Raw genomic sequence first — 24,672 nt, 5'->3', positions numbered from 1 at the left:
TTGGGAGAGCGGACGTGCATATTACAGATGAAATCCCCCTTTCTTTTTCTGTGGCTGTATCATCCGCCTTGCGGATTGGACTTGCTTTTTCTCCTTTATCGGCTCTGCCGATTGGGACAAGGGCTTACCGCACAGGTAGTCGTTTAAGTCCTTATAATCACGATAGTACAGCGACTTATCAAGCAGCCGTTCCCCGAACTTCTCTTTCAGCTTCTTGCAGGTGTTCTGCCCTGCTGTGTCGTTATCAAGGAAACAGCCGATTCGGGTGTAGGTCTCCAATATGCTTTCCGCTTTCGCAAGATTGGAAACGGAGTTCAGTATGACATAGTCCTGCGTGTCCAATCGCGGGTGTTGCGGATTGTTTTTTACTCGGATGGTAAGGAATGAAAGGTAATCCATGAACCCCTCGAACAGGTAACACATACATCGTTGTCCGCCCTGCTGTCGGATATGGGTGATGTCTTTCGGGGCGACACATCCCTTGAAGTATCTGTTGCGCACTTCATATCCTCCTGCCATGTTCGGAAAGCCGATGGCAAAATATGGTTTGTCGGCATTCATAAACCGAAGTTCCCTGCATTCTCTTTTGGCAAGTCCGATGTTTATTCCCCTTTCTTGCAGATAGGCTGTAAGAGCAGGAGAGGACAACTCACCAACCCTTAATCCCTGATAAGGCTGATTGTCGGAATGCTGTCTGCCAAAAGAAAACGATGCAGGGCGGATGTATGCTGTCCGCTCCTCTATGCGTTTCAGCAGATAGGCTACATCTTCCGAATGGTAGAGTTCCGCTGCCAATGCGAGGATGTTTCCGCCTTTGCCGATGCCGAAGTCATACCATTTTTCAAGCTCGGTGTTTACCTTGAACGATGCGTCCGTTTCTTCCCGTAGCGGTGATTTATACCACAGGTTCTTGCCTTGTTGCTTTACAGGCGTATAGCCCAGACTTTGCAGATAGTCTGCCAGCTTGATTTGCTTTACATCTTGGATTGTCATATTACATACGGTTTTGAAGTTGATGAAAATTTGTTGATTTGATGAATTGTCAATGTAATATGTTTATATACAGCCTCGTAACCTCTCAACATCTTCTCAACAAACCGCTCACCAAAAGAGAAATTAACAAACGGGTGTCGGTGGTCTCTCAACTTCTCTTTTGGCTTGTTGAGATTTTGTTGAGAATGTATATCGTTTATTGTCAGTGTATTTATACCCATATTCAACAATTCAACAGAAAAATGATAATATTACAAGGATTCAAGTTGCTCCCTTGTGACGGTGTAGAAGCGTCCCACTCTCCTTATCGGTTCATACCGACACTCCCGATTGCAGTTGAATTGGTAGGTAGTATAAGTCAGTCCGTTTGGCGCAGGGGTAAGTTTCCAACATTCCTGCAACACTTTTCGGACTTGGTGTTTCTCCACCTTTACCTGTGAGTGTACCAGCAAAAGAAGAATGTCGCTGTAACAGAAAGAGAATGTATCCGTGCCGACACTGTCCATGATGTCAAGGACAAGTTCGTGCATCTCTATCTCCAATCGGTTGCGGTTGCTGCGGATAATCTTCTGCAAGGCTTCTGTATGCAGCAATGTGGGGTTGAACCACATCCGGCTTTCCTTATCGGTGGATAGCTGTCTGTATTGCAGGAAATGGAGAAAGGCGGGTATCTCCGCTTTCAGTTTTTGCAGGAAGTCGGTGTCATCGGACTGCAAGCGGTCTATCTTGCGCACCCAATAGCGTGTTTCCCCTGCATCTATGATTACGGGCAGATACTCGTTGTTGGAGCACAGCACGAATTTGGCGAAGAATGCAATCTCGTCACGGTCTTTGCCTTTGGCTTCCACCTTGTAGGATAAGGTAGTGCTGAGGTTTTTCAACCGTTCGCTGTCCTCCCTGCGGTTGAGCAACACCTCATCCACCACGATAAGGAGCTTACCCGCCCAATCGGAATTGAACTGGCTGCGGAAATCCTCGTTGGTGTTGAAAGTCACATTGTTCTGAAAAAGGGCTTTCAGAAAGTTCAGGAAGGTGCTTTTGCCCGTGTTGCGTTCTTCCGACACCAACAGCAGGATAGGCAACTTCTGAATCGGTTGCAGGTAGAGCAGTTGCAGATAGTCCATCCCCAACTCGTATTGTTCCCCGAAGATGTGATGCAGCAATGAACGGATAGAGGGGAAATCCCCTTGTCGGGGTACATGGTCTATCGGTTCGTAGAGGTTAAGGAATTTGCCGACCACGGAACGGTAGCCGATGTGTTCGGGTACTGTGCAGAAGCCGTCATACTTGGGAACGCTGCCGATGTAATCCTTGCCGTAATCCTGTCGCAGGGTCTCGTTGTTCCATGCGATGCGTTTCTTCACATACCCTCCGTTCAGTCTCGGTTGCTCCACAATCTTGTAGAGCATTGTCCCGACACGGATAAATTCTTCCTTTGCCATGCCGCCATCCGATGGCGGTCTGTGGCTGTCCTGTTGTTCGATAGCTGACATAATCAAATGGTTTTAAGTTTGAAAATTACCAGCTGTAAAAATATAATCAATTATCGGATAGGTTGTTATGCAAAACACAGCAGAATGGTGACAAATAGCCCCCGAAACAAAAACTTTCAATGGTTTGAGGCAGGAAACGGGTTGTGCAAACGGAAAAACTCCCGAAAAGCGAATGTCGGATTACGCTTTTCGGGAGAAAAAGTCAGAGCGTCTGTCGTTCTGTCGTACTGACTTAATGAATTACTGACTTACCGAGTGAATAATGTCAGGCATGCAGCTACGAGAAGTATTCGGATTTGGATATACCGTTGGTATTCAGCGAGAAGAAGATGCTTGTTTTCTCTTTTCGCAGGTACAGTCTTTCAAGAACGGCATTACGTACCTGTTCCGCTCTGAATGTGCCGATATGGAAAGCGAGGGCGACTATCGCTTCAAGGTTGTAAACCTCCATACTGCAATTATCGGATACCCGTATGCTTCGCCTTATCCCGTATTCCCTTAAAACTCCGCTCTTGCAAAGAGCCTTCAGTCCTGCACGGAATGTCGGGGCGGTTACTCCGAACAGGTCGCAAAGTTCCCATTCGCTCATGGCGGTTGCGCCTATATCGGTCGGCAAGGTGATGTTGCCATTGCCGTCCGTTGTGATGATGCTTCGCTTCATGGCTATGCTTGGTTATGGGGTTACACTTCCGAACGATGCGTTCAGTTTGTTGCCGAACATCGACAGGTCATTGTCAAGTTTCTGTGTGGTTATCTTCGCATAGATTTGAGTCGTGACAATGTTCGTGTGTCCCAGAACACGGCTCACGCTTTCAATGGGCATCCCCTTGCTAAGAGCCAGTGTTCCAAATGTATGACGTCCGCAGTGGTAGGAGATTTGCTTCTCTATTCCGCATTCCGCCATTACCTTTTTCAGTTGTTTGCACATCGTCCAATAGTTGATTTTCCCGAAAACCAGCCTGTCTTCCGACAGATACTTGTACCGTTCGATTATCTGCAAGGGAATATCCAGCAGCTTCACTTGGAACGGGACATTTGTCTTGTGCCGTTTCGACAATATCCATTTCTCACCGTTCACCTCCACTATTTCGTCCGTTGTGAGTTCTTTCATATCCACAAAAGACAAGGCGGTGAAGCAGGCGAAAATGAACAGGTCTCGCACCAATGCGAGGGTGGGGTTGTCAAACTCGTGCGCCATGATTCTTTTGATTTCGTCCTCTGTCAGATATTCCCGTTCCTTAACATTCGGGCTGATATGGAACTGCGCAAACGGATTTCTCGGTATCAGTCCGTTATAGTGCGCACGCATGACCACGCCTTTCAGCCACATGCAGTTCAGCCAGATGGTGGCGTTTTTCAGTCCCCGTTCAGCCGTAAGATAAGCCGCAAACTCCTTGATGAAGTCGGGCGTAAGTTCCAGCATGGACATGTCCGTCCGTCTGTAGAATGACTTGATAAAGGCTGCGACATAGTTCCTTGCCCTTACCATGACCTTGTATGTGCCGATGCTGCGGTCTTTGCCGACACGTTTCAGGAAGTTGGCGCAATCCTTGTCAAAAGCCTTTATCAGTGTCTCATACTCGCTTCCGACCCCTTGGTAGGCATTGCGCACCATTTCAGCCGTTACGTATGCCTCTCGGTCGGATATGCGCTGATAGTGCTTGATGATTTGCGCCTTGATGTTGTCCAATGCCAGATTGACGTTCCGTGCTTCGGCACTCTTGCCTTTGGCTCGGTTGCCTTTCGCATCCCAAAGGGTTTTCGGGATGGTCTGCTTGCAACTGAACTGCGCCACAGTACCGTTGATTGTCACTCGTCCCATGATGGGGACAATACCGTCTTTCTCCTTGCTGCCGTTCACGTAGAACAGCACTTTGAATGTACTTCTTGCCATACTCGTTTTTTTTGTTTGCAAAGTTAAATATCAACGAGTTAGACCTTGATACGCAAATCGGTGACAAACGGTGCAATAGCATCTCTCATATGTTAAATCTTACTCTTTTACGGGTAATGATTTGCAAACCATTCTTCTTCTTAAATCCGCTTTTCTTTGCGTTTTCCGATTTTTCGGCTTGTCATCATTTGACATCGTAACAACTCTGATATTAAGTCGTTTAGCGTCATTTCTCCCGTTTTTCGAGGTTATTCCAGAGATTTTCCGTAATAATTTCTTATTCCCCGTAATGTCTCCAAGCTCTTAGAGGAAAGGGATGCTTTGACAAAACAGATAGAGTTGATTCGTTCTTGTAAGATTTTCATCTTTTGTGCAGTAACTGCAGCATGGCTATCAGAAACGATAATTCCTAAAAATTCAACTCCATCGTGGAAATTGCAAACAAGAGGTTTGTTCAGTTGTAAATAGAAAGTATCGGCTAACTCCTCTTTTATTAATTCTACGGCTTCCTTTGTCTGTTTCTCAGATGGACTCGCAATTAGAAAATCATCGGCATAGCGAATATACATCGGTGCTTTACTAATAGCAAACTGATCAAAAGGATGCAAATAAAAGTTGGCCAATAGCGGAGAGAGAATAGCGCCTTGAGGTATACCTTTCGTAGTTCTCTCCCATTTTAGTTGTGGATTTACTATACCGGTCTGTACGCACAATTTGATAAGCCGTAAAGTCTCGTCGTCTTTGAGCCAGTTGCCTAAGCGGGTAAATAACCTTTCTTGGTTGATGTTATCAAAATAATTATCAATATCCAACTTTGCTATATATCCGTTTTTTAGCTTCTTTAGTTCTTGAATTGTCCTTCGGATAGCTCTTTCCGCGCCTTTTCCTGGCCTATACCCATAGCTGATGTTTAAGAATGTTTTATCCATCTGAGGTTCAATTGCTGTTTTGATAGCTTGTTGCACTATCTTGTCTTTAATACAAAGCAATCCTAATTTTCGTTTTTCTGTTTCGTTTTTGGCTATTTCCACTCGTAGATAAGGTTCGGGATTCCATGTACCGGTAACAAGCTCGTGATGTAATTCTGTTAAATTATCCGTTAATTTCTTTTCGAAGTGGGCAACGGTAAATCCATCTACTCCCCCTGCTGAGTTTTTGGCTCGCACGGCTCTCCATGCATTTTGCAATGCATGGAGAGTAGTAAAGGATTGGAATAGACTTTTCATAACTAACTGTTTTCTTGAGAAATATGACGACTTTACTTTGTTAATAGTTGCCCATATCCCACATTTGTTTTTGCTCCTATCCCACTATCTTGCAATATCTTAAGAAATAATGCCAATTTTTCTGCATTTGTTATTATGGAATTGACTAAGCGAAAACGTAACTCCATAGTACATCCCGATGCTATTTTTATAAAACTAATAGGTACAGGATCTCTTAGGGGATTCTTATGGGGAGTGATATAATCACTGGCCAATATATGGCCTGTCGAATCTGGAGAAATAATAACAGCGTCAAAAAAGATATCTCTCTTATAAATAGATTTGTTTTTATATGCAATTGTTCCTTTTATCGGATCATCATTTTCGGGATCACGCTCTTGCCCATCAAAAATATCTTTTATCAGATCCTTAACTTCTATTGTTTTATCTTCTACTATTTCGTCTAATAATGATTGTATATAGTCCGGATCATTGACAAAGGCAGAACGTAGAACCCCCTTTATTGAGGAGCCGTAGATAATAGGCATTCCATATGTGTAGTCTAAATGTATACCCAATTTAAATTCTCCTTCAATACTGGTCTCATGTGTAATGCCTGAACCCGTTATCAGACCGGGATATTGCACCTGTATCGGTACTTGGACATTTGTGCGTTTACATTCGGGAATGATAGCCAAAGTAGCTCCCAGCAGTTCTTCATTTTTGGCAGCTATTTGTGCTTGATTATTCTCTATAACTTCTCGATTGTTGGAAAAGAGATATGAGAAATTTACTTGGCTATAATAGTCCCTATAGAATAATTTATATAGGTTTTTATTCATTGTGATACTAAATTATAGGTTCTGACAACTTGTTTTAAAGCGACCGCACAATTCACAATTTCACGCTGCAGTATCTTTAAGGTATCTCGGTTGGCATTAATTGCAAAGCGTAATAAACTTTCCGCGTTGTGAATTGTCGGATATGTACTTTTTAATAATGCGTCGTTATGAATCATACGGGCAATCACTTCAAGAATGGGTCTGCGGTCTACTGCTCTGGTTTCATTGTTACTTCCTTTATAATATATTGCCAATGTCGGACATATCCCATTCATTGCAATTGATACGCCTAATGCTGATATCTGGCCATTGTACGAATCGCTAATATTTCCGGTAGCACGGTCCAGTAAAGTCGCTTCACCACTCTGCAACACTTGATCTGCTATTTTCATTAATTCATTATTTCTTTTTGTACTCATAGCTGTTCTTCTTTAGAGTTGTATAAATTCACAATAACCATAACCAATAGTAGCGTTTGCGCCTATCTGTATTACTTTTCCATTTAGCACTTTGGCGAGAGTGTCTTCACTTGATAAAAGCAAAGTACCCAAAACGGTTTCGCGTGGTAACACTTGTTCATACCAGAGATTTTTGCTTTCACCATTTTCAAGGCAATTGCGGGCAATGATAGGAAGTTCGTCATCTTCGCAAAAATCTTTGAATTGTTCACTGGAATAAATGATTGGGGTTCGTCCACAAATCGTCTGTATTTTATTAATAAGTGTGGCTTTATTGATAGGAAGTTGGAAAATTGATAATCTTTCTACAAAACGGTCTAATACGGCATCACAAGTGGCGAGTTCATATAATGTATGGTCATTGGGACGCGGAAGAGCCAGAATGTTAGCATCAAAAAAGACAGTATTTCCCTTTTGTGTTTTACTTTTGTCATTCTTGTCAACCCCAAAAATGGAAATACGCTGTTGGGGAGTGATAGAAGTGGTGCAAACCATAGTGGTGTATTCATTTATGGCTCCTTTTAGCGAACTGGAGTTAATACATGGTAGATTGGTAACAATATCACGTTGAATTGCTTTATCTATAAGTCCATAATTTGAAATATTTTCATTTCCTACATGAAGATTGGCTTTTGCTATAATAAGCCATGCATTTTTGTATTCCATAATTTTATTATTAAAAGTTTTATTATCGTTTAATTATTTGGTAATGATTGTACCCTATTTGTTTAAAACAGGGTTTCTCTAACGTCTCTTTTAAAGAAAGTAGTTGTTCGGAAGTACAGAAAAATACACTTCCTTTCTGATATAGATAGTATTTGTTACTCCTGAGATTTTTTGGAGACAATATGGTATAGTCTGTTGTCTCTACAGTTGTCTGTATAAAACGGAATGGCACTATATTAGTTATGGCATATTGAATTTTTTCTACCTCTTGGCGTTTCAAGTAACTATCGGATAATAGAACAACTTTATATTCAGAAGCAAATTCCTTTTTATTATTATACGATTCTGGATAAAAAATACTTTGCTCTTCTGTGGCTTTACGTGCTTCAAATATGAATTGTGAACTATCTCCTCCAATATTCACAATGGAATGTTGGTATGGAGGCGCTGTCAAATTAATACTGTCGTCTACCTCTACTTCAAAAGCAAATCGGAACTTTCTTTTCTGTTTATAATTGCCAAGACGATAACAAATTTGCTTATAATATGAACTGTCATCTTTTTCTGTTTTTCCATTATATTTTTTGTCAATACCAATTCGGGCATCCTCAATAAATATTTCAGATGCTTTTATACACGTATTGTTTCCAATATATAAATCTTCTTTCCATTCTTTAGGATCATATCCTGTAAGGATGGGGGCATCTCCTTGTTTTCCATTAAAAGAAACTTTAATGGCAGGAGTAAATGATACGTTGTAGCCATAATCTTTAGGAGCTGGTAACAGCGTTGTCCATACCCCTTCATTTACAGACATTTCTAAAAAACATGGGGAGATATTTTTAATTTTCTCGAAATTATTACTTGCGTAATCTTTGGTAATGACAAAACCTTGTGCACCTATTATTTCCCGGGCTTTTTCCGTAGAAATAATTTTTAGGTTTATAGTGTCAAATGCTTCTGATGAATTGGATAGCAACAAAAATCGCATCATGCCAAGCAAGGAAGTCTGCTGGGGGAATTGACCGGATTGAATAACGTAGCTGCTGTAACGTTCGTTGTAATCGTTTTTGTCACTAACTTTAAATGTCATATCTCCTCCAAAAAAGTATTTACCCAATGGCGTTAATGATACAATATATTTACTCATATTCTTTCCTCCTCTCCGTTTATAAATTTTGCAGTACGTAACATTCCGTATGCACAAGAAATTAGGGCTGGTATGTCTTTTATTTTTTGTTCATGCAGACTTTGGTACAATTGCATTAATAAAGTTTTAACCTGCTGTATGTATTGAATTGTTGCAGGCGTTTTATCTTCTATATCTACCACATGATCGAAAAATGCCTTTATCCTGACTGCCAACATATCGTTGTCTTCCGTATTTAAAAGTGCCAATAGGTTTTCATTTGACCGTATTTTATGGGCAACGGCAGAAACCAGTCGGTCTTTTGAAAGAGTGTATAGAATATGAGTAAAAGCGTCATATAAACCTGCTTCGCTTTTACTGAAACTGCCTTCATAAGTAGATCCGCTATGTTTTTGTATTTTCCAAGCTATTGCATTTTTTAATCCACCATGCCTTTCTTTATCTTTGGCTATTCCGAATAGTTGGTTACCGGCAATTTTCCAAGCTTCGTAAAGAGGATATTTATAATATGTAATAGAAAGCCCATAAGACATGGAAGTATGAATCGGGAGACCTTGCTCATCCTTAATATTCAGTTTGCTTACTTCGTTGGCGATATTTCTATATGCGTGGTCGATGCTTGATATTAAATGGAATATAGAATTGGACTGATTACCGCAAACCGGTGCAATAAATAATAAATCATCACCTCCGGCATAAATTGGTAACCCACCGAAATCTGTAATGAGTTCGCAGACTTCTTTACCAAATTTCATTAGTTTCTCTGAAATCTGATAAATTGTATTTTCGGGTAGATGGGTGACTACTTTACCCATATTATCACCGTCAGCTTGAACAATGCAAATATAATCATGATATGATTTGCGGGAAACCTTCTTATTGAAGTTCAATTCGGTCGTTGCAATTTCTTCTAAAGAACCTATATTGAAAGTCTGGTTTCCAAATGCTATTTCAAATAATGGTGAATGATCTGTTTTTGTTATAAACGTTTGCATTCGTTCTGCTGTCTGTGAGCTATGTGCATGATTGGTTAATTCCAGATAATTGAGGTATTCATTAAGTTCTTTAATTGCCTTGTTGTCGGAATCAGTACTGATAGATACAGACATTACATTAAAATAATCCTGTACCGTTTCTACGGGTTGTTGGATATCTTTTGAAAACTGAAAGACTCCGCTTTTTATTAATGCATCGATATCAATATCATCTGTTGATTTAAAAAATGCTCTATCAGGAAACAATCCTACCCCTACTCTTCCTAATTCTTCATTGGGAACATAGGGCGACATTATTTCTACTTTTTCGGATATAGCATTAATTAAGCATTTCATAAAATGTGAAAACAAATAGCTGGCTAACCAAAATTCTCTGGGCTTTCTGGCCATTGAAAAAGTGTGTGAAATAGGACCGATGTTTATTGCTGTATATTGCTTCATGCTTAAATATTTTTTAGCTGTTTGTAGATATCTTCTAATATATCAAAATAAATATGAGTATGATATTGAGGTTCTACGTGATCGTTGATATTAAAATGAGAATTATCCAGAAAGTAGCTAAAGAAATCTTGTAGTTGGAATTCTTTAGGCAAATCGATGATAAGACTGCGGTGTTTTTCACGACTTGAAATGTGAACTTTTCGATATGAAAGGAATTCTTCCAATTTAACCTCTTTCTCTTTAAATATCAGATAAATATGATAAACATCTTCATCCTCATCGTATATCGGTTTGAATAATAATGGAGATTGTAGGCGCGTAGGTACAGTGGTGTTGGCGGCTGGTGCTTGTTGCCAATGTCCGTTAACTTGAATAGCTATGCTTTTTTTTATTGAATCTCTTTCACTTAGCCATTGTTCATCGGTCGAAAAGCCAAAAACATCTTTTATGTCACAACTTTCTTCAGGAGTGGTAGTTGAAATATTATAAAATGTTTCTTTGATTTTACGTTTATCCCACTTCTTTAATAAAATATTTGTGCAATATCCATAAGCTATTGATTTAAAGTAGAACATTGTATTTCCTTGTCTATCTATCTCATTTATTCCGCTTCGCAGGGATTTATAGAAAGTTTCTATAACTTTGAATAGGATTTCAAACTCATTTCCTCTACATATATCTTTATAGGGCATAGATTGAGCATTTACAGAAAAAGTATAGGTGGTCAACTGGGTAGGAGATACATATAAAGGATCTTCTTCAGCAATATAAAAAGAACCGAATCCTTTTGAATTTCGGGTACCAAAATTGGTTCTCAAAAAGAATTTTGGAAGTTGTGAGTTGTCGTTTATGAAATTACTCAATGCTACCATTGCATTTGTACTATTCTTAAAAATGAAAGTCATTTTTAAATAATCTGTCATAGAGAATTTTTTATACTCTACCGGATTTTTATAGTCTGCATCCATATTGGCAAAATAAGCAGGATAAGGATTTAGGCTGATAATCTCGTGATTATCATGACTTCTGCTTTTTTTCATTTTATATTTTCCATCTCTTTTTTGAGGAGAGTTAGTATCCATCATTTCAATATCATCCATGGGAGATATTTTCATCTGATAATTGAGTGCTGGATGGTTACCATCGCCAATAAGCCATTCTTTGATACGGGCACGTTCAATGCCTGTTTCGTAGTCTCCATCGCCCAATTGGGTGAGAAGAAAACGATCTAATTGCGGTTTTACTTCGGAGGCACGCAAAGTTGCATTATCTTGGTAATGCTGGAAGTGGATGAGAGGTGTGTGCTGCCGAAGGATTACTGTTAGTTTTCTCATAATATTATTTACTTTTAGTAAAACTTCTTTTTGATCACTTTATAAGTTTCTTCTATTTCTATCAGAGCTTCTTTAATTTTTTGTGAAGTTATCTTCTCTTTATCTAATGCAAGCTTGTGAAAAAGCATCACTGATTTTTCGATTTCAATTTCTGTATTCAGTTTTTTATGTAAACTACTTTTTTCTTCTTGTAATTTTTCAATTTTCATCTTAAGATTGATTATCTCTAAAGTCTCTTCTACCGGGGAGACTTCTGTTTTTAAGGTTGAAAGATACTGTTCCCATTCTTTTTTTCTCTTGAGTTCTTCATCATTTTTCCAATCAGTCCATAATATCTCGTTCTTTTTCGATTCTGTAGCTGATATACGTTTTTCAATCACATAAGTGATACATCCTTTTTTTATGATGTAAACAGGCCAAACTATGCAAGCGATAATACTGCCCCATTTGATAACCTCGTTTAAAATTATCATCCAATTTTCCATAACTTAGTTTCTCCTCTTTTTTATGATGTAATAAATAATAGCTGAAAATACTACAATAATAGAGAACTGTACCCAAAAATGCCACCAATTGGATGGGCATTCAAACATATTCATTCCGAACAATCCTGTTATAATACCAGCAGGCAAAAGCAGAGTTGCCAGTATATTAAGCCATTCACTATTTTCATTTCGCTTCTGATCAATAAGTAAACTTATATACTCGTGTAATTCTCCTATTTCTTCATCTAAATCTTTTATTTGCTCTTTAGTGTTAAGCTGTTTCATCAGTAAGTTGTACATTTCAATACCTTGATCTTGTGCCGTGACACTTCGGAAATAAATCTGATTGACAAAACGGATATATTCTTTATATATGGAACCAATTCTTTCGGCTATAATTTTATTACCTTTTTCTAATACGCTTACCCGAGTGACTTCACCGGAGAATCTTAACATTGAGGCCCGCTGAATTATTGCTAATTCAAACATACGGGAATAAATAGTGCGCATGTGCATGGAAAGGCAATTCTTTGCAAAATCTCCTTCATCGGTAAGCGCTACCATGGAATATCGTGTAATGCCATATAAAGTCCCAAACTTCTGCCAACGTTCATAAGTGCTTTCTTTTATAAGCTTTGTTCTTAGTTCTTTATTTTGGCATGTTACATCGTAATCGTTGTCTCCACTATCAACGAATACATATTTATACCAGAAATCACTATTGATAAATTCATTAGAATCTGATTTTACTTTCATTGCTAAATCATTGTTACTGTACCAACAATTAACAAGCATACGATCATCTATAATAGGGATAACTATTAATGATGGGGAAAGATCTTCTATCAGATTGCGGATAAATGTTGCCGGCTGCCAAGTATCGGATAAACCGAATTGAGATTTACCATCTATGCTATAATCGTATGAATCAGTATATCGTAGATTAACATCATTGTGAAGTCCTTTTAGAGAAATACATTCGGCTAACATGTTTCGATGGTTAGCTGTAAACTCTCCACAATGTGGTGGCATGATTCGACGTCCATATTGATTAATATCTCTGATTGCAGATTCCCCCTTTTGTTCTTCCAGTTCATTAGCTAAATAGAAAGAAAGAACCCCTACTCCGGTAGCATATAAATTTAAGTTTATTGCATCTATTCTTAAAATATATTCTTTGTTTTTATGTTTGATACAATATTCAACATTATTTTCTTGAGGTTCCCGACGTTCATAGTGTGAGATAATTGGGTTGGGTTCGTTCTTTATATCGTATAATACCGGATGGACGAAATCAAAATAATATTGCTGCTCGCCAAAAAGCTCTTGAGCGTCTTTTAAAGCTTTTTCATCAGTTAGTATCGTTTTATCGCGGCGGGTTATTTGTCTGCGTTCCCACATAGAATAGGTCTCTACAGGTATATGTTTTAAATCTACTTGTTCAGAAAGTAACTTTTTCTCTTCTTCAGGTAAATGCCATTTAAAAGGAAAATAAAAAATGTGATAGCTATAACAGTGTTTATTCATGACATGTATTGTTTTATTTGGTTAATAATCGTTTGTAATTCTATGAATGAATATCTTTTTTGCTTGGTACCTAAATATCCATTATCTCCTCCTCCACAAAACATTTTTCCAGCTAACAATTCTTCTTTGAATATCTTTTGTAATAGAGGAATTCCTTTTCCATAATATACCAATTCTTTATCTGTATAAATGAGGAGTTGCTTAAAAGGATATAATCGATCACATATTGGAGAAAAGCGATCAGAGTAAGCGCGGACAACTATCAAATTTTCAGTTTCTTCTTTGTTCTCTCTGATCGCTTTTTCTGCTAATAATTCATCATTAATGCTCACTCCTTGGGCTTTCCTGTCTTCAAAACGAATACGTAATATTTCTTCTTGGCTGGCACCAGCTTGTTGAAGACCGGGGATATAGGCTTTGTCATTGATGGCTATTAACTGTTGCCATCTGTTGAGAGGATGATGTAAGAGTTCGGCTATTTGTTCTAATGCACTTGGTAATTTAGTGTATTGGTTATGATGATCTATCCGCACATAATTGCTGGGAGGGACAATGTCTTCCTGTAATTCAATGCCGTATATCTTATATGAGGAATTATCTTTGAACAAAGAAAGGTCTTGTTCGTATTGACTTAAGTATGCATTATTCCATTGGAGAGAGCGGTCCTTATATATAAGGTGATGCTCTTCCAATAATTGGATGATGGCGTTCATCTCTAAATCATGTCCTCCAAGAAGAAATAGGCTTTGATATCTCATACCTTTACTTACTTTTACATATCTTCTTTAATAATTCTTTGTCCTCTTTCATGTATTCTCCCAATTCGAGATGCGTACATGCTTCCTCGCGTAATAATTTAGCTGTGGATGATTCTGAAGATAAATCCCATGTAAGTAATATCACATGTATTTTAAGTGCTTTCAATTTCTTTATCAGCATTTCATGATCGGCATCTCCAGTAATCAATACAACATAATCGAATTTACGGAAAAGAGAAAGTTCATAGGCTTCCAATGCAAACCACACATCGATACCTTTTTCTATGACAGTGAGACTCCCCTGTTTCTGTATTTCGCGTAAATGCTTATAATGAAAAATGACATCATTTTCTATTAGGCTGTCTTCGAATTTGCGTTCGGAGAAAAGAAGATGTTTGTTATTGGCATCGTTCACCCGGTAGCGACCACGGAAATAGTGGCTTTCGGTAAGATAACATGCATTTAGAGAGAGGTTATGCTCACGGGCTATTTCCTCACGAATAAACTTGAAAAAGGGACTGATCTCTATGTTGAGGGATAATTGTTCTTCTAATGATTCGTTTATTTTGGCGAAATATCCGCCATCGATAAAAAGACCGATTGATTTGTTTTCTGTATTCATATGAGTTATTTTATATGGTTGATAGTTCCATTGTTGATGCTGCTCGATTTGCCCAATCCTATAAAATCCGGGAGGATGATATTAGCTTGGAATTCCGCATTAAAACTTTTTAGTTCTACTCCTTTGTAAGAAACGGGAATGGAATCTTCAAGTTTGGTTAGTTTACATGTAAGTGGCGAATGAATATGTATGTTGATACCTTTGGTAAAGGAGAGAATGTTGCCGATCAATATTTTATTTAGCATTTCGATTCGTTCGGCCAATCCTTCCACTTTCAGGTATTTCTGATAGTTTTCGCTGTTTAGAGGAAGCCATTTCTGGATACAATAACGTTGTGGATTATCAGAGAGGGATATAAAGATCTGTTCTGATTTTACAGAATTAATTTCCATCTTTACTTTTCGACAGCCGAGCTGGCAGATAAAATTATTGCAAGCGGTAAGTTGCTCAAGGACATCGGCACCCTCGTCTATTCCTAAAATAGCTGCATTTCCATTGATACGTTTGTATTGTATCAATGGGTATGCATATCTTAACTTTTCATTTTGATGGTTATGAAATAACTCACTAATTCTATTACCAAAGTTGTTTATGATTGCTCCTCTGAATAAAGGAATTTCTTCATTGGATATTCTGTTTTTGAATGTGATGATAAGTAGTCGTATGGATTTCATGTTATTAAGATTCTTAGTTTTTATTGCAACAGAGTAATATTGCAATATTCGGAAATATTTTAATCCCAACCAAGAAATATATTTATTTTTTCTTGGTTGGGATTAAAATATTTTGTTTTGTCACCATAACCCGTTACAGCATTTTAGCTTATTCTCCGTCAGGATGATGTATATAAAGTATCTATTTTTTTATCATTGAGCCATTGAGTACTAATTTCTGTGATTGCTTATCCATTATATAAGTTATGAATTTGCACGGAGATATGATTTATGTCTGCTCGGAACAAGGGAAAGAGAGCTACTTTAAACTATCTCTCCCTGTAATTATCCTCTGCTTCCGAGGCTGTTTAGATCGGGATTTAGTTCCTTAACTACTTCCTGAACCTCTTTTTTGGTGACTTTACTGTATACTGCTATTTGTTGTCCGGGCAATACCTCTTGTTTCTTACTTTCAATCTTCAATTGCACTCTTCCTTTTTTAGAGGAAACTTTTTTCTTTGTATCCATATCTTTTGGGTTTAAGTTAATACTTCTGTAAACAGAACGAGTTCTTTTATGGTTCACCGGATCCTTCGTTTTCTGCTTCTAATTCTTTAATTTCTTTATTTAGGAATACAGATAATACTGTGCGTAGTACAACGATTCCTCCTAAAATGGCAAGTTCGTTGAGAGTCGGTTCCAATACGGTTTTCAAGATATCCGAAGCGATGAGAAATTCAAGACCTAAGAGTAGGTAAGTCCCGAAAGTAGCCCGTAGTCTCCGGATATTGATTGAGGTGTATTTTCCGGTGAATCTTTTCAATTCATTAATTGTAAATGCAATAAATGCGATTAAGGCTCCGTAGGTTACGATGAGCAGACTTATCACACTAATAATAGTAGCGAGAAGATTTAAAAATTGTATAAACATAGTCTTGTTTTATATTTATTATATTAATAATACATTCGGTAGAGTGTTTTGGTTCATTCTCATTGTTGATAATATTTTTTTCTTTAAATAAAAAATGATTAGATAAGTAGATGAAGGCCAATATGTTGAAAAATAAATGGTAAAAATATTAAGTTTGAGTATTGTTAATTTAAAAATACTCTCTATCTTTGCACCGCTTTTCGATAGAACACCACGTTATTTTATTCGGGGTGTAGCGCAGTCCGGTTAGCGCACCTGCTTTGGGAGCAGGGGGTCGTGGGTTCGAATCCCGCTACCCCGACAGTAAAAAGAAGTTCGATCTGAAAAGTTCTCGGGGTGTAGCGCAGTCCGGTTAGCGCACCTGCTTTGGGAGCAGGGGGTCGTGGGTTCGAATCCCGCTACCCCGACAATATAAAAAGAACAGTTACATGAATTTATGTAGCTGTTTTTTTGTTATTACATTTTCAGATAGTATTCTTTTGTCAGGTCAATATATTCCCGGCTATATTCGTGTCGGGCCAGTTCAATTATCATGTTTTCTATTTGACACTTTTGGTCTTGAAATTTAAAGGTTATCAGACTGCGTTTTGGGGAAAGTCCTGGTTTTGTTATTATATTCAGTTGTTTATAGGGATATAAAGAATAATTGAGGGCTATTTCTTTTACTTTATCTGAAACATCGGCAGGAACAATGACAGTGAATGCACCATCTGCTGAAAGAAGTCGCGATACTCCTTCTAATAATTCTTTGTAAGTAAGCTCATTGTCATGCCGTGCAGTATTTCGTTGTTGGTTAGGGCATTTTAGAGAGTCTGTAAAATAGGGAGGGTTGGAAACAATGACATCAAACTGTGCGGTAGAAGTATAATGTTTGAAATCGGCTTCTACTACTTCTATCCTATCCTGCCATGGAGAATGTGACACATTTTCTATGGCCTGTCTGACGGCGGAGCAATCTATTTCCAATGCAACGATAAAAGCTTTGCTGCGTTGGGCAAGCATTAAGGCAACTAAACCGGTTCCGGTTCCGATATCAAGTATTCTTTGTGCGCCATCAACATGAGGCCACGCTCCTAAAAGTACCCCATCTGTTCCTACTTTCATAGCACATTTGTCATGCCATATGGTAAATTGTTTGAATTGAAAATATGAATTTGTCATTTTAGTATGTATTGTGAGATTTGCCAAAAATAAATAATTTTTATGAGACAACGTTGGATAACTGTTATTATTTGGCATTGTTTTTGTGTTTTTATCGTACATGGGCTTTATTATTAATGAATAATCGCTTACCTTTGCAAACAATTTATGCCCATATAAATGACATAAACTAATTTAAAGAAATGATGAAAGAAAAATATTTTATGGAAGATTCAGATGATAATGCCTTTTCACTGATTGCCGATTTTGAAGGGAATGAAGAACAGATGTTCGATGTGAAAACTAAATCAGGCGATACTCTTCCGGTCCTTCCCCTTCGTAATATGGTGCTGTTCCCCGGAGTATTTATGCCTGTTTCTGTAGGTAGAAAATCTTCGTTGAGATTGATACGTGAGGCTGAAAAGAAAGGTATGAATATAGCAGTAATCTGTCAGAAAGCTGCCCAAATAGACGAACCGCAATTTGAAGATTTACATACCATTGGTACCATTGGTAAAATTGTACGTATTCTGGAAATGCCGGATCAGACTACCACTGTGATTTTGCAGGGACTGAAACGGTTGGAATTGAAGAATATTACAGAAGTTTATCCGTATTTGAAAGGGCAGGTCGAAATTAAAGACGAAGAAATCCCGGATAAAACAGATAAGGAATTTCAAGCTTTGGTAGAAACTTGCAAAGATCTGACTATAAGATATATAAAGTCTTCGGATTCCTTACATCAAGATTCTGCATTTGCTATTAAGAATATTAATAATCATATGTTCTTGGTAGATTTTATTTGTACGAACCTACCTTTGAAGAAGGATGAAAAAATAGAGTTGTTACGTTACGATTCTCTAAGAGAACGTACATACCGTTTGCTGGAAATATTGAATAGGGAGGTACAGTTGGCTGAAATTAAAGCATCTATTCAGATGCGTGCCCGTGAAGATATTGATCAACAGCAGCGTGAATATTTCTTGCAACAACAGATCAAGACCATTCAAGACGAATTGGGTGGCAGTGGTCAGGAACAGGAAATAGAAGAAATGCGAAATAAGTCGTATAGGATGAAATGGGGTGAGGAAATACAGGCGATTTTCTTGAAAGAACTGGCTAAACTGGAACGTTCTCATCCACAATCTCCTGATTATAGTGTGCAGTTGAATTATTTGCAGACAATGCTTAGTTTGCCTTGGGGGATTTATACGACAGATAATTTGAATCTGAAGAATGCCGAGAAGACCTTGAATAAAGATCATTATGGTTTGGAAAAAGTAAAAGAACGTATTCTTGAGCATTTGGCTGTCCTTAAGTTGAAGGGCGATATGAAGTCACCTATTATCTGTTTATATGGCCCTCCGGGAGTCGGCAAAACTTCTTTGGGAAAATCGATTGCTGCTGCTTTGAAGCGGAAATATATTCGTATGTCTTTGGGTGGAGTGCACGATGAAGCCGAAATTCGTGGACATCGTAAAACCTACATCGGTGCTATGCCGGGACGAATCATCAAAAGCCTGGTAAAAGCCGGTTCTTCGAATCCTGTGTTTATCTTGGATGAGATTGATAAAGTCAGTGCAGACCGCCAGGGGGATCCGTCATCTGCTTTATTGGAAGTGCTTGATCCGGAACAAAATACTGCATTCCATGATAATTTTCTGGATGTGGATTATGATTTGTCAAGAGTGATGTTTATTGCTACGGCTAATAATCTGAATACAATTCCCGGGCCGTTGTTGGATCGTATGGAGTTGATTGAAGTTAGCGGCTATATCACGGAGGAGAAAGTTGAGATTGCCCGTAAGCATTTGGTTCCAAAAGAATTGGAAGCAAATGGAATGAAGAAGACGGATATTAAGATTCCGAAGGATACTTTGGAAGCCATTATTGAATCATATACTCGCGAAAGCGGTGTGCGTGAGCTGGAGAAGAAGATAGGTAAGATCTTGCGTAAATCAGCACGCCAGTATGCTACTGATGGTTATTTTGCAAAAACGGAAATTAAACCGGCCGATTTATATGATTTTCTTGGAGCGCCTGAATATACACGTGATAAATACCAGGGAAATGATTATGCAGGTGTTGTGACAGGTTTGGCATGGACTGCTGTTGGGGGCGAAATTCTGTTTGTCGAGACCAGTTTAAGCCGTGGTAAAGGTGGTCGTTTGACGTTGACGGGTAATCTGGGTGATGTGATGAAAGAATCTGCAATGTTGGCACTGGAGTATATTAAAGCGCATGCTTCATTGTTGAACTTGGATGAAGAAATATTCGACAATTGGAACATACATATTCATGTTCCGGAAGGTGCTATTCCGAAAGATGGCCCTTCGGCGGGTATAACAATGGCTACCTCTTTGGCTTCGGCTTTGACGCAACGTAAGGTGAAGGCTAATCTGGCAATGACCGGAGAGATAACTCTTCGTGGTAAAGTGCTTCCTGTAGGTGGAATTAAAGAAAAAATCCTTGCTGCCAAGCGTGCAGGAATTAAGGAGATTATTATGAGTGCTGAAAATAAGAAAAACATAGATGAAATTCAGGATATTTATTTGAAAGGCTTGACTTTCCACTATGTTACTGATGTGAAAGAAGTATTTACTATCGCATTGACTGATGAGAAAGTAACTGATGCTATTGATTTATCTGTAAAGAAAGCCAGCCAGGAATGACATTTGAATTACAATATACAGACGCAAAAAGTAATGCCCGTGCAGGTTTGATCACAACGGACCACGGGCAGATACAAACTCCTATATTTATGCCTGTGGGTACTCTTGGTACAGTGAAAGGAGTACATTTGACGGAGTTGAAAGAGGATATTCAGGCACAGATCATATTAGGTAATACTTATCATCTCTATTTGCGCCCGGGATTGGATGTCATTGAAAGAGCCGGCGGATTGCATAAATTCAATGGGTTTGATCGTCCGATGCTGACCGATAGCGGTGGATTTCAGGTTTTCTCATTAGCCGGTATTCGCAAATTGCGTGAAGAAGGTGCCGAATTCCGTTCGCACATCGATGGTAGTAAACATATTTTCACTCCTGAAAAGGTGATGGATATTGAGCGTACGATTGGTGCGGATATTATGATGGCATTTGATGAATGTCCTCCGGGAGACTCTGATTATGCATATGCCAAAAAGTCATTAGGACTGACACATCGCTGGCTTGATAGATGCATTCAGCGATTCAATGAAACAGAGCCCAAATATGGTTATAACCAATCTCTTTTTCCAATTGTGCAGGGATGTGTATATACTGATCTGAGAAAACAATCAGCGGAGTTTGTTGCTTCCAAGAATGCAGACGGAAATGCAATTGGTGGTTTGGCTGTGGGTGAACCGGTAGATAAGATGTATGAAATGATCGAGGTAGTGAATGATATTCTGCCGAAAGACAAGCCACGTTATTTAATGGGAGTCGGTACACCGGTTAATATTCTCGAAGGTATTGAGCGAGGAGTCGATATGTTTGATTGTGTGATGCCTACACGTAACGGGCGTAACGGAATGTTGTTCACGAAAGACGGCATTATGAATATGCGTAATAAAAAATGGGAGACGGACTTCTCCCCTATTGAAGCCGATGGTGCTTCTTGTGTAGATACCTTGTATAGTAAAGCGTATTTACGCCATCTGTTTCATGCACAGGAGTTGCTGGCTATGCAGATTGCTTCTATTCATAATCTGGCTTTTTATCTTTGGCTGGTAGGTGAAGCGCGCAAACACATTATTGCAGGAGATTTTTCTACTTGGAAGCCAATGATGGTAAAAAGAGTGTCAACAAGATTATAAATTAAATGAAAAGCAATCGATTTATCAAACTGCTGGACTGGTATATCATCAAGAAATTCTTGGGGACGTACGTGTTTGCCATTGCATTGATCATCTCCATCGCTGTGGTGTTCGATTTCAATGAGAAGATGGATAAGTTTATGGAACGTGAAGCTCCGTGGTCAGCGATCGTTTTTGATTATTACATGAACTTTATTCCCTATTTTGCGAATTTGTTCAGTCCGTTGTTTGTGTTTATTGCTGTCATTTTCTTTACATCAAAATTAGCGGAGAACTCGGAAATTATTGCTATGTTCTCTACGGGAATGAGCTTTAAACGTTTGATGCGCCCTTATATGATTTCTGCAGCGGTTATTGCTGTTGCCACTTTTATGTTAGGGTCCTACGTTATTCCGAAAGGTAGTGTGACTCGTTTGAATTTTGAGGATAGATATGTTAAATCTAAGAAGAAAGGGAGCGCAACGAATGTACAACTTGAAGTGGATAGTGGTGTAATTGCTTATATCGATCGGTATCAAGATTATAATAAAACCGGTAATCGATTCTCTCTTGACAAGTTTGTTGATAAAAAGTTGGTATCTCACCTAACGGCTCGTCGGATTGTTTATGATACGACTACTGTGAATAAATGGACGATTCATGACTACATGATACGTGAGTTGGATGGATTAAAGGAAAATATTATCAAAGGAGACAGGCTCGATACTATCATCAATATGGATCCGACGGACTTTCTTATTATGAAGAATCAGCAGGAAATGCTTACCAGCCCTCAATTGAGCGAATATATTGATAAGCAGCGTCGGCGTGGGTTTGCTAATATCAAAGAGTTTGAGATTGAGTATCATAAACGCATTGCGATGTCTTTCGCTTCATTTATTCTTACCGTGATTGGTCTATCGCTTTCGTCAAAGAAAACGAAAGGAGGAATGGGACTTCATCTGGGAATTGGATTGGCATTGAGTTTTTCATATATTCTTTTCCAGACTATTACTTCTACATTTGCGGTGAATGGCAATGTACCCCCTGTCGTTGCTGTCTGGATACCCAATATACTATATGCGTTTATCGCATTCTATTTGTATAAGAAAGCACCCAAATAGAATCAGAAAACTCTTACTGGGTGAGGTAAAGAAAAAGTCCCGCTTACTATTAAAAGTTAGCGGGACTCTTTTTGTTGTATTCATTTCCTCTTTTGTCTGTTTCCGGCCCTTTTGATATATCCGGAAAATTCCCCTTTCTCCCTGCGTTTTAATAATGTAGATTTTATCCTAATTCTTTTACGCGGGCAGAAAGTTCTGCAGCAGAGATGTTTTTGGCTATGATAACACCATTTCCATCCAATAAATAGTTAGTGAAACCCCGGTTCAAACGGTATTTTTTAAATAAGCCGGAATCTTCGCCTTTAGTTTCCACGAAACAGGTGGGCGTAACTATTTGGTCCTTACGAATAGTTTCCTCGAATACCGATCGGTATTCATCAAATGATACAGAAACCATTTTCACATTTGGGGCATCAGACCGGAGTATGTTATTTAAACTAACGTTTTGCATCCGTGACTGTGCATCGTAACTTGCCCAAAAACTAAGCAATACATAACGACCTTTGAAATCGGCCAGTTTAAGAGGGTATTGCTCCCCTGATGTAGATTCGATTCGAAAATCCGGGGCTACATCTCCCACGCTTAAGCCTCCTGTTGGTTTATCTTTTTCAACGAAAGCGGTCAAGGAACAAATTAGTAATACAACAAAAATCCATTTTACATGTCTCATGTAATTCGGTTTTGGTTAATACTATTCGGGACTGTCCTTAAACAGTGGTTTCTTCCCGAAACATTATCTTTATCCAGGCTTCAATGGAGAGGAATCCGTTGATTGTCAATGCCTTTGATTTAGAAACCGGGCGCAAAGGTAAGTATTTATTAAATTAACTTCCAAATAAACAAGCAGATTTCTTACTTTTCAGGTGTATTTTTTTATGTTCTTTAGCATAGAAACCGGCTTTTTTCCCTATTTTTGCAGGATTAAATGAACTTTTTATGCAACTGTCAAATACTGAACTCATTCTTATCCGTATTACCGGTGAAGATCGTCCTGGGCTGACGGCTTCTGTGACGGAAATATTGGCAAAATATGATGCTACAATTTTGGACATCGGGCAAGCGGATATTCATAATACTCTTTCGTTAGGCATACTTTGTATGACTGAAGAACAAAATTCCGGATTCATTATGAAAGAGTTACTTTTCAAAGCTTCGTCTTTAGGAGTAACTATTCGTTTTTATCCTATTTCAACAGAGGAATATGAAAGTTGGGTGAAAATGCAAGGAAAGAATCGTTATATTCTTACCTTATTAGGCCGTAAGCTTTCTGCTCGACAGATTGCTGCAACTACCCGTATTCTTGCAGAACAGGGAATGAATATTGATGCGATTAAGCGTTTGACAGGTCGTATTCCTTTAAACGAATGTGAGTCGCGTACACGTGCTTGTATCGAGTTTTCTGTTCGTGGTACGCCTAAAGACCGTATTGTGATGCAGGAACAACTGATGAAACTGGCCAGCGAGCTCGAGATGGATTTTTCTTTTCAACTTGACAATATGTATCGACGGATGCGTAGGTTGATCTGTTTTGATATGGATTCTACGCTGATTGAAACCGAGGTTATTGATGAATTGGCAATACGTGCCGGAGTGGGTGATCAAGTGAAGAAGATAACAGAACGGGCTATGCGTGGTGAAATTGATTTTATCGAGAGTTTTCGTGAGCGTGTTGCTTTGCTCAAAGGCTTGGATGAATCGGTGATGCAGGAAATTGCGGAGAATCTGCCTATAACGGAAGGCGTAGACCGGCTGATGTATGTTTTGAAAAAATATGGTTATAAAATTGCTATTCTTAGTGGTGGTTTTACTTATTTTGGAAAATATTTGCAGCAGAAATATGGTATAGACTATGTATATGCCAATGAATTGGAAATCATAGACGGTAAACTGACCGGTCGTTATTTAGGTGATGTAGTGGATGGAAAACGGAAAGCTGAGCTTCTTCGTTTAATAGCACAGGTTGAAAAAGTAGATATAGCACAGACTATTGCCGTTGGTGATGGAGCTAATGATTTGCCGATGTTAGGTATCGCCGGGTTGGGTATTGCATTTCATGCAAAGCCTAAAGTAGTGGCCAATGCCAAGCAGTCTATTAATACGATCGGATTGGATGGGGTGCTTTATTTCCTTGGTTTTAAAGATTCGTATTTGAATATGTAGAATTTTTCAATAATTTGATATTA

Annotated in this window: 24 protein-coding genes and 2 tRNA genes; 6 read left to right on the top strand and 20 right to left on the bottom strand. The window is 38.6% G+C overall.

Features of this window, described 5'->3' with window-relative positions; translation table 11 throughout:
* Positions 1-21: 21 nt before the first annotated feature.
* The 18 genes from RB604_RS15705 to RB604_RS15620 form a co-directional block, all read right to left on the bottom strand.
* Entirely contained in the window at positions 22-993 is a 972-nt protein-coding gene (locus RB604_RS15705; RefSeq protein ID WP_122141227.1) for a DUF8464 domain-containing protein, read from the bottom strand.
* A 251-nt stretch (positions 994-1,244) separates the two neighbouring features.
* The gene (locus RB604_RS15700) at positions 1,245-2,486 is read right to left on the bottom strand and encodes a primase-helicase family protein (protein WP_026318661.1); all 1,242 of its coding nucleotides are present in this window, start codon (positions 2,484-2,486) and stop codon (positions 1,245-1,247) included.
* A gap of 277 nt (positions 2,487-2,763) precedes the next feature.
* Positions 2,764-3,147 carry a hypothetical protein gene (locus RB604_RS15695; RefSeq protein ID WP_018697418.1) on the bottom strand — a complete coding sequence of 128 codons (384 nt, stop codon included), beginning with the start codon at positions 3,145-3,147 and terminating at the stop codon, positions 2,764-2,766.
* Between the two features lie 12 nt (positions 3,148-3,159).
* A complete protein-coding gene (locus tag RB604_RS15690) occupies positions 3,160-4,380 on the bottom strand; it encodes a site-specific integrase (RefSeq protein WP_018697417.1) in 1,221 nt (406 codons plus the stop codon).
* A gap of 248 nt (positions 4,381-4,628) precedes the next feature.
* A complete protein-coding gene (locus tag RB604_RS15685; RefSeq protein WP_309006026.1) occupies positions 4,629-5,606 on the bottom strand; it encodes a reverse transcriptase domain-containing protein in 978 nt (325 codons plus the stop codon).
* Between the two features lie 32 nt (positions 5,607-5,638).
* Positions 5,639-6,427 carry a type III-B CRISPR module RAMP protein Cmr6 gene (cmr6, locus tag RB604_RS15680; RefSeq protein ID WP_055294425.1) on the bottom strand — a complete coding sequence of 263 codons (789 nt, stop codon included), beginning with the start codon at positions 6,425-6,427 and terminating at the stop codon, positions 5,639-5,641.
* On the bottom strand, positions 6,424-6,846 hold the full coding sequence (locus RB604_RS15675; RefSeq protein ID WP_055294427.1) for a type III-B CRISPR module-associated protein Cmr5: 423 nt from the start codon (positions 6,844-6,846) through the stop codon (positions 6,424-6,426). Before RB604_RS15675 ends, cmr6 begins: the two co-directional genes overlap by 4 nt.
* Positions 6,847-6,858: 12 nt before the next feature.
* Positions 6,859-7,551: an RAMP superfamily CRISPR-associated protein gene (locus RB604_RS15670; RefSeq protein WP_055294429.1), complete on the bottom strand. Its 693-nt coding sequence runs from the start codon at positions 7,549-7,551 to the stop codon at positions 6,859-6,861.
* A 22-nt stretch (positions 7,552-7,573) separates the two neighbouring features.
* The gene (locus RB604_RS15665; RefSeq protein WP_055294432.1) at positions 7,574-8,701 is read right to left on the bottom strand and encodes a type III-B CRISPR module-associated Cmr3 family protein; all 1,128 of its coding nucleotides are present in this window, start codon (positions 8,699-8,701) and stop codon (positions 7,574-7,576) included.
* Entirely contained in the window at positions 8,698-10,137 is a 1,440-nt protein-coding gene (locus RB604_RS15660) for a Cas10/Cmr2 second palm domain-containing protein (protein WP_055294434.1), read from the bottom strand. Before RB604_RS15660 ends, RB604_RS15665 begins: the two co-directional genes overlap by 4 nt.
* Positions 10,138-10,139: 2 nt before the next feature.
* Positions 10,140-11,471, bottom strand: coding sequence for a hypothetical protein (locus RB604_RS15655; protein WP_055294436.1), 1,332 nt, complete (start codon positions 11,469-11,471; stop codon positions 10,140-10,142).
* 14 nt (positions 11,472-11,485) lie between these two features.
* The gene (locus RB604_RS15650) at positions 11,486-11,956 is read right to left on the bottom strand and encodes a hypothetical protein (protein ID WP_055294438.1); all 471 of its coding nucleotides are present in this window, start codon (positions 11,954-11,956) and stop codon (positions 11,486-11,488) included.
* Between the two features lie 3 nt (positions 11,957-11,959).
* Positions 11,960-13,483 carry a CorA family divalent cation transporter gene (locus tag RB604_RS15645; protein WP_055294440.1) on the bottom strand — a complete coding sequence of 508 codons (1,524 nt, stop codon included), beginning with the start codon at positions 13,481-13,483 and terminating at the stop codon, positions 11,960-11,962.
* Positions 13,480-14,241, bottom strand: coding sequence for a hypothetical protein (locus RB604_RS15640; protein WP_055294442.1), 762 nt, complete (start codon positions 14,239-14,241; stop codon positions 13,480-13,482). The genes RB604_RS15645 and RB604_RS15640 overlap by 4 nt, the downstream gene beginning before the upstream one ends.
* 4 nt (positions 14,242-14,245) lie before the next feature.
* Positions 14,246-14,863: an NYN domain-containing protein gene (locus RB604_RS15635; protein ID WP_055294444.1), complete on the bottom strand. Its 618-nt coding sequence runs from the start codon at positions 14,861-14,863 to the stop codon at positions 14,246-14,248.
* A gap of 5 nt (positions 14,864-14,868) precedes the next feature.
* Positions 14,869-15,537: a CRISPR-associated endonuclease Cas6 gene (locus tag RB604_RS15630; protein ID WP_070102086.1), complete on the bottom strand. Its 669-nt coding sequence runs from the start codon at positions 15,535-15,537 to the stop codon at positions 14,869-14,871.
* A gap of 324 nt (positions 15,538-15,861) precedes the next feature.
* The gene (locus RB604_RS15625) at positions 15,862-16,044 is read right to left on the bottom strand and encodes a hypothetical protein (RefSeq protein WP_021935964.1); all 183 of its coding nucleotides are present in this window, start codon (positions 16,042-16,044) and stop codon (positions 15,862-15,864) included.
* 46 nt (positions 16,045-16,090) lie between these two features.
* A complete protein-coding gene (locus RB604_RS15620) occupies positions 16,091-16,447 on the bottom strand; it encodes a DUF1622 domain-containing protein (protein ID WP_007481051.1) in 357 nt (118 codons plus the stop codon).
* 226 nt (positions 16,448-16,673) lie between these two features.
* Between RB604_RS15620 and RB604_RS15615 the strand changes: the two genes are divergently transcribed.
* Both RB604_RS15615 and RB604_RS15610 read left to right on the top strand, forming a co-directional pair.
* A tRNA-Pro gene (locus RB604_RS15615) sits at positions 16,674-16,748 on the top strand.
* Between the two features lie 31 nt (positions 16,749-16,779).
* Positions 16,780-16,854, top strand: a tRNA-Pro gene (locus RB604_RS15610).
* Between the two features lie 49 nt (positions 16,855-16,903).
* On the opposite strand, the gene RB604_RS15605 is transcribed toward RB604_RS15610, so the two are convergent.
* Positions 16,904-17,608: a tRNA1(Val) (adenine(37)-N6)-methyltransferase gene (locus RB604_RS15605; RefSeq protein WP_055294516.1), complete on the bottom strand. Its 705-nt coding sequence runs from the start codon at positions 17,606-17,608 to the stop codon at positions 16,904-16,906.
* A gap of 185 nt (positions 17,609-17,793) precedes the next feature.
* On the opposite strand from RB604_RS15605, the gene lon reads away from it, so the two are divergent.
* The 3 genes from lon to RB604_RS15590 are packed head-to-tail and all read left to right on the top strand — an operon-like array spanning position 17,794 to position 22,489.
* On the top strand, positions 17,794-20,259 hold the full coding sequence (gene lon, locus RB604_RS15600; RefSeq protein WP_044097555.1) for an endopeptidase La: 2,466 nt from the start codon (positions 17,794-17,796) through the stop codon (positions 20,257-20,259).
* Positions 20,256-21,386, top strand: coding sequence for a tRNA guanosine(34) transglycosylase Tgt (tgt, locus tag RB604_RS15595; RefSeq protein ID WP_005931782.1), 1,131 nt, complete (start codon positions 20,256-20,258; stop codon positions 21,384-21,386). Before lon ends, tgt begins: the two co-directional genes overlap by 4 nt.
* A 5-nt stretch (positions 21,387-21,391) precedes the next feature.
* Positions 21,392-22,489 carry an LptF/LptG family permease gene (locus RB604_RS15590; RefSeq protein WP_005931785.1) on the top strand — a complete coding sequence of 366 codons (1,098 nt, stop codon included), beginning with the start codon at positions 21,392-21,394 and terminating at the stop codon, positions 22,487-22,489.
* Positions 22,490-22,652: 163 nt separating this feature from the next.
* Here the strand turns inward: RB604_RS15590 and RB604_RS15585 are convergent, their stop codons facing one another.
* Positions 22,653-23,159, bottom strand: coding sequence for a TlpA family protein disulfide reductase (locus RB604_RS15585; RefSeq protein ID WP_055294448.1), 507 nt, complete (start codon positions 23,157-23,159; stop codon positions 22,653-22,655).
* A gap of 266 nt (positions 23,160-23,425) precedes the next feature.
* On the opposite strand from RB604_RS15585, the gene serB reads away from it, so the two are divergent.
* Positions 23,426-24,649, top strand: a complete 1,224-nt coding sequence (gene serB / locus RB604_RS15580) for a phosphoserine phosphatase SerB (protein ID WP_055294450.1) — start codon at positions 23,426-23,428, stop codon at positions 24,647-24,649.
* Positions 24,650-24,672 lie beyond the last annotated feature (23 nt).

This window comes from Bacteroides salyersiae (assembly GCF_031172035.1).
Classification (GTDB): Bacteria; Bacteroidota; Bacteroidia; order Bacteroidales; family Bacteroidaceae; genus Bacteroides; species Bacteroides salyersiae.
Note: the sequence above shows the minus strand (reverse complement) of the source record. Positions and strands in the feature narration are given on the sequence as shown.

Bases quoted from the DNA above. Each gene is read 5' to 3' on its own strand.
- RB604_RS15650 (WP_055294438.1), bottom strand. From the start codon at position 11,956: ATGGAAAATTGGATGATAATTTTAAACGAGGTTATCAAATGGGGCAGT.
- RB604_RS15620 (WP_007481051.1), bottom strand. From the start codon at position 16,447: ATGTTTATACAATTTTTAAATCTTCTCGCTACTATTATTAGTGTGATA.
- RB604_RS15585 (WP_055294448.1), bottom strand. From the start codon at position 23,159: ATGAGACATGTAAAATGGATTTTTGTTGTATTACTAATTTGTTCCTTG.
- RB604_RS15685 (WP_309006026.1), bottom strand. From the start codon at position 5,606: ATGAAAAGTCTATTCCAATCCTTTACTACTCTCCATGCATTGCAAAAT.
- lon (WP_044097555.1), top strand. From the start codon at position 17,794: ATGAAAGAAAAATATTTTATGGAAGATTCAGATGATAATGCCTTTTCA.
- RB604_RS15675 (WP_055294427.1), bottom strand. From the start codon at position 6,846: ATGAGTACAAAAAGAAATAATGAATTAATGAAAATAGCAGATCAAGTG.
- RB604_RS15625 (WP_021935964.1), bottom strand. From the start codon at position 16,044: ATGGATACAAAGAAAAAAGTTTCCTCTAAAAAAGGAAGAGTGCAATTG.
- RB604_RS15635 (WP_055294444.1), bottom strand. From the start codon at position 14,863: ATGAATACAGAAAACAAATCAATCGGTCTTTTTATCGATGGCGGATAT.
- RB604_RS15705 (WP_122141227.1), bottom strand. From the start codon at position 993: ATGACAATCCAAGATGTAAAGCAAATCAAGCTGGCAGACTATCTGCAA.
- cmr6 (WP_055294425.1), bottom strand. From the start codon at position 6,427: ATGAATAAAAACCTATATAAATTATTCTATAGGGACTATTATAGCCAA.
- RB604_RS15690 (WP_018697417.1), bottom strand. From the start codon at position 4,380: ATGGCAAGAAGTACATTCAAAGTGCTGTTCTACGTGAACGGCAGCAAG.
- RB604_RS15605 (WP_055294516.1), bottom strand. From the start codon at position 17,608: ATGACAAATTCATATTTTCAATTCAAACAATTTACCATATGGCATGAC.
- RB604_RS15590 (WP_005931785.1), top strand. From the start codon at position 21,392: ATGAAAAGCAATCGATTTATCAAACTGCTGGACTGGTATATCATCAAG.
- RB604_RS15695 (WP_018697418.1), bottom strand. From the start codon at position 3,147: ATGAAGCGAAGCATCATCACAACGGACGGCAATGGCAACATCACCTTG.
- RB604_RS15630 (WP_070102086.1), bottom strand. From the start codon at position 15,537: ATGAAATCCATACGACTACTTATCATCACATTCAAAAACAGAATATCC.
- RB604_RS15655 (WP_055294436.1), bottom strand. From the start codon at position 11,471: ATGAGAAAACTAACAGTAATCCTTCGGCAGCACACACCTCTCATCCAC.
- RB604_RS15665 (WP_055294432.1), bottom strand. From the start codon at position 8,701: ATGAGTAAATATATTGTATCATTAACGCCATTGGGTAAATACTTTTTT.
- RB604_RS15700 (WP_026318661.1), bottom strand. From the start codon at position 2,486: ATGTCAGCTATCGAACAACAGGACAGCCACAGACCGCCATCGGATGGC.
- RB604_RS15640 (WP_055294442.1), bottom strand. From the start codon at position 14,241: ATGAGATATCAAAGCCTATTTCTTCTTGGAGGACATGATTTAGAGATG.
- RB604_RS15645 (WP_055294440.1), bottom strand. From the start codon at position 13,483: ATGAATAAACACTGTTATAGCTATCACATTTTTTATTTTCCTTTTAAA.
- RB604_RS15670 (WP_055294429.1), bottom strand. From the start codon at position 7,551: ATGGAATACAAAAATGCATGGCTTATTATAGCAAAAGCCAATCTTCAT.
- tgt (WP_005931782.1), top strand. From the start codon at position 20,256: ATGACATTTGAATTACAATATACAGACGCAAAAAGTAATGCCCGTGCA.
- serB (WP_055294450.1), top strand. From the start codon at position 23,426: ATGCAACTGTCAAATACTGAACTCATTCTTATCCGTATTACCGGTGAA.
- RB604_RS15660 (WP_055294434.1), bottom strand. From the start codon at position 10,137: ATGAAGCAATATACAGCAATAAACATCGGTCCTATTTCACACACTTTT.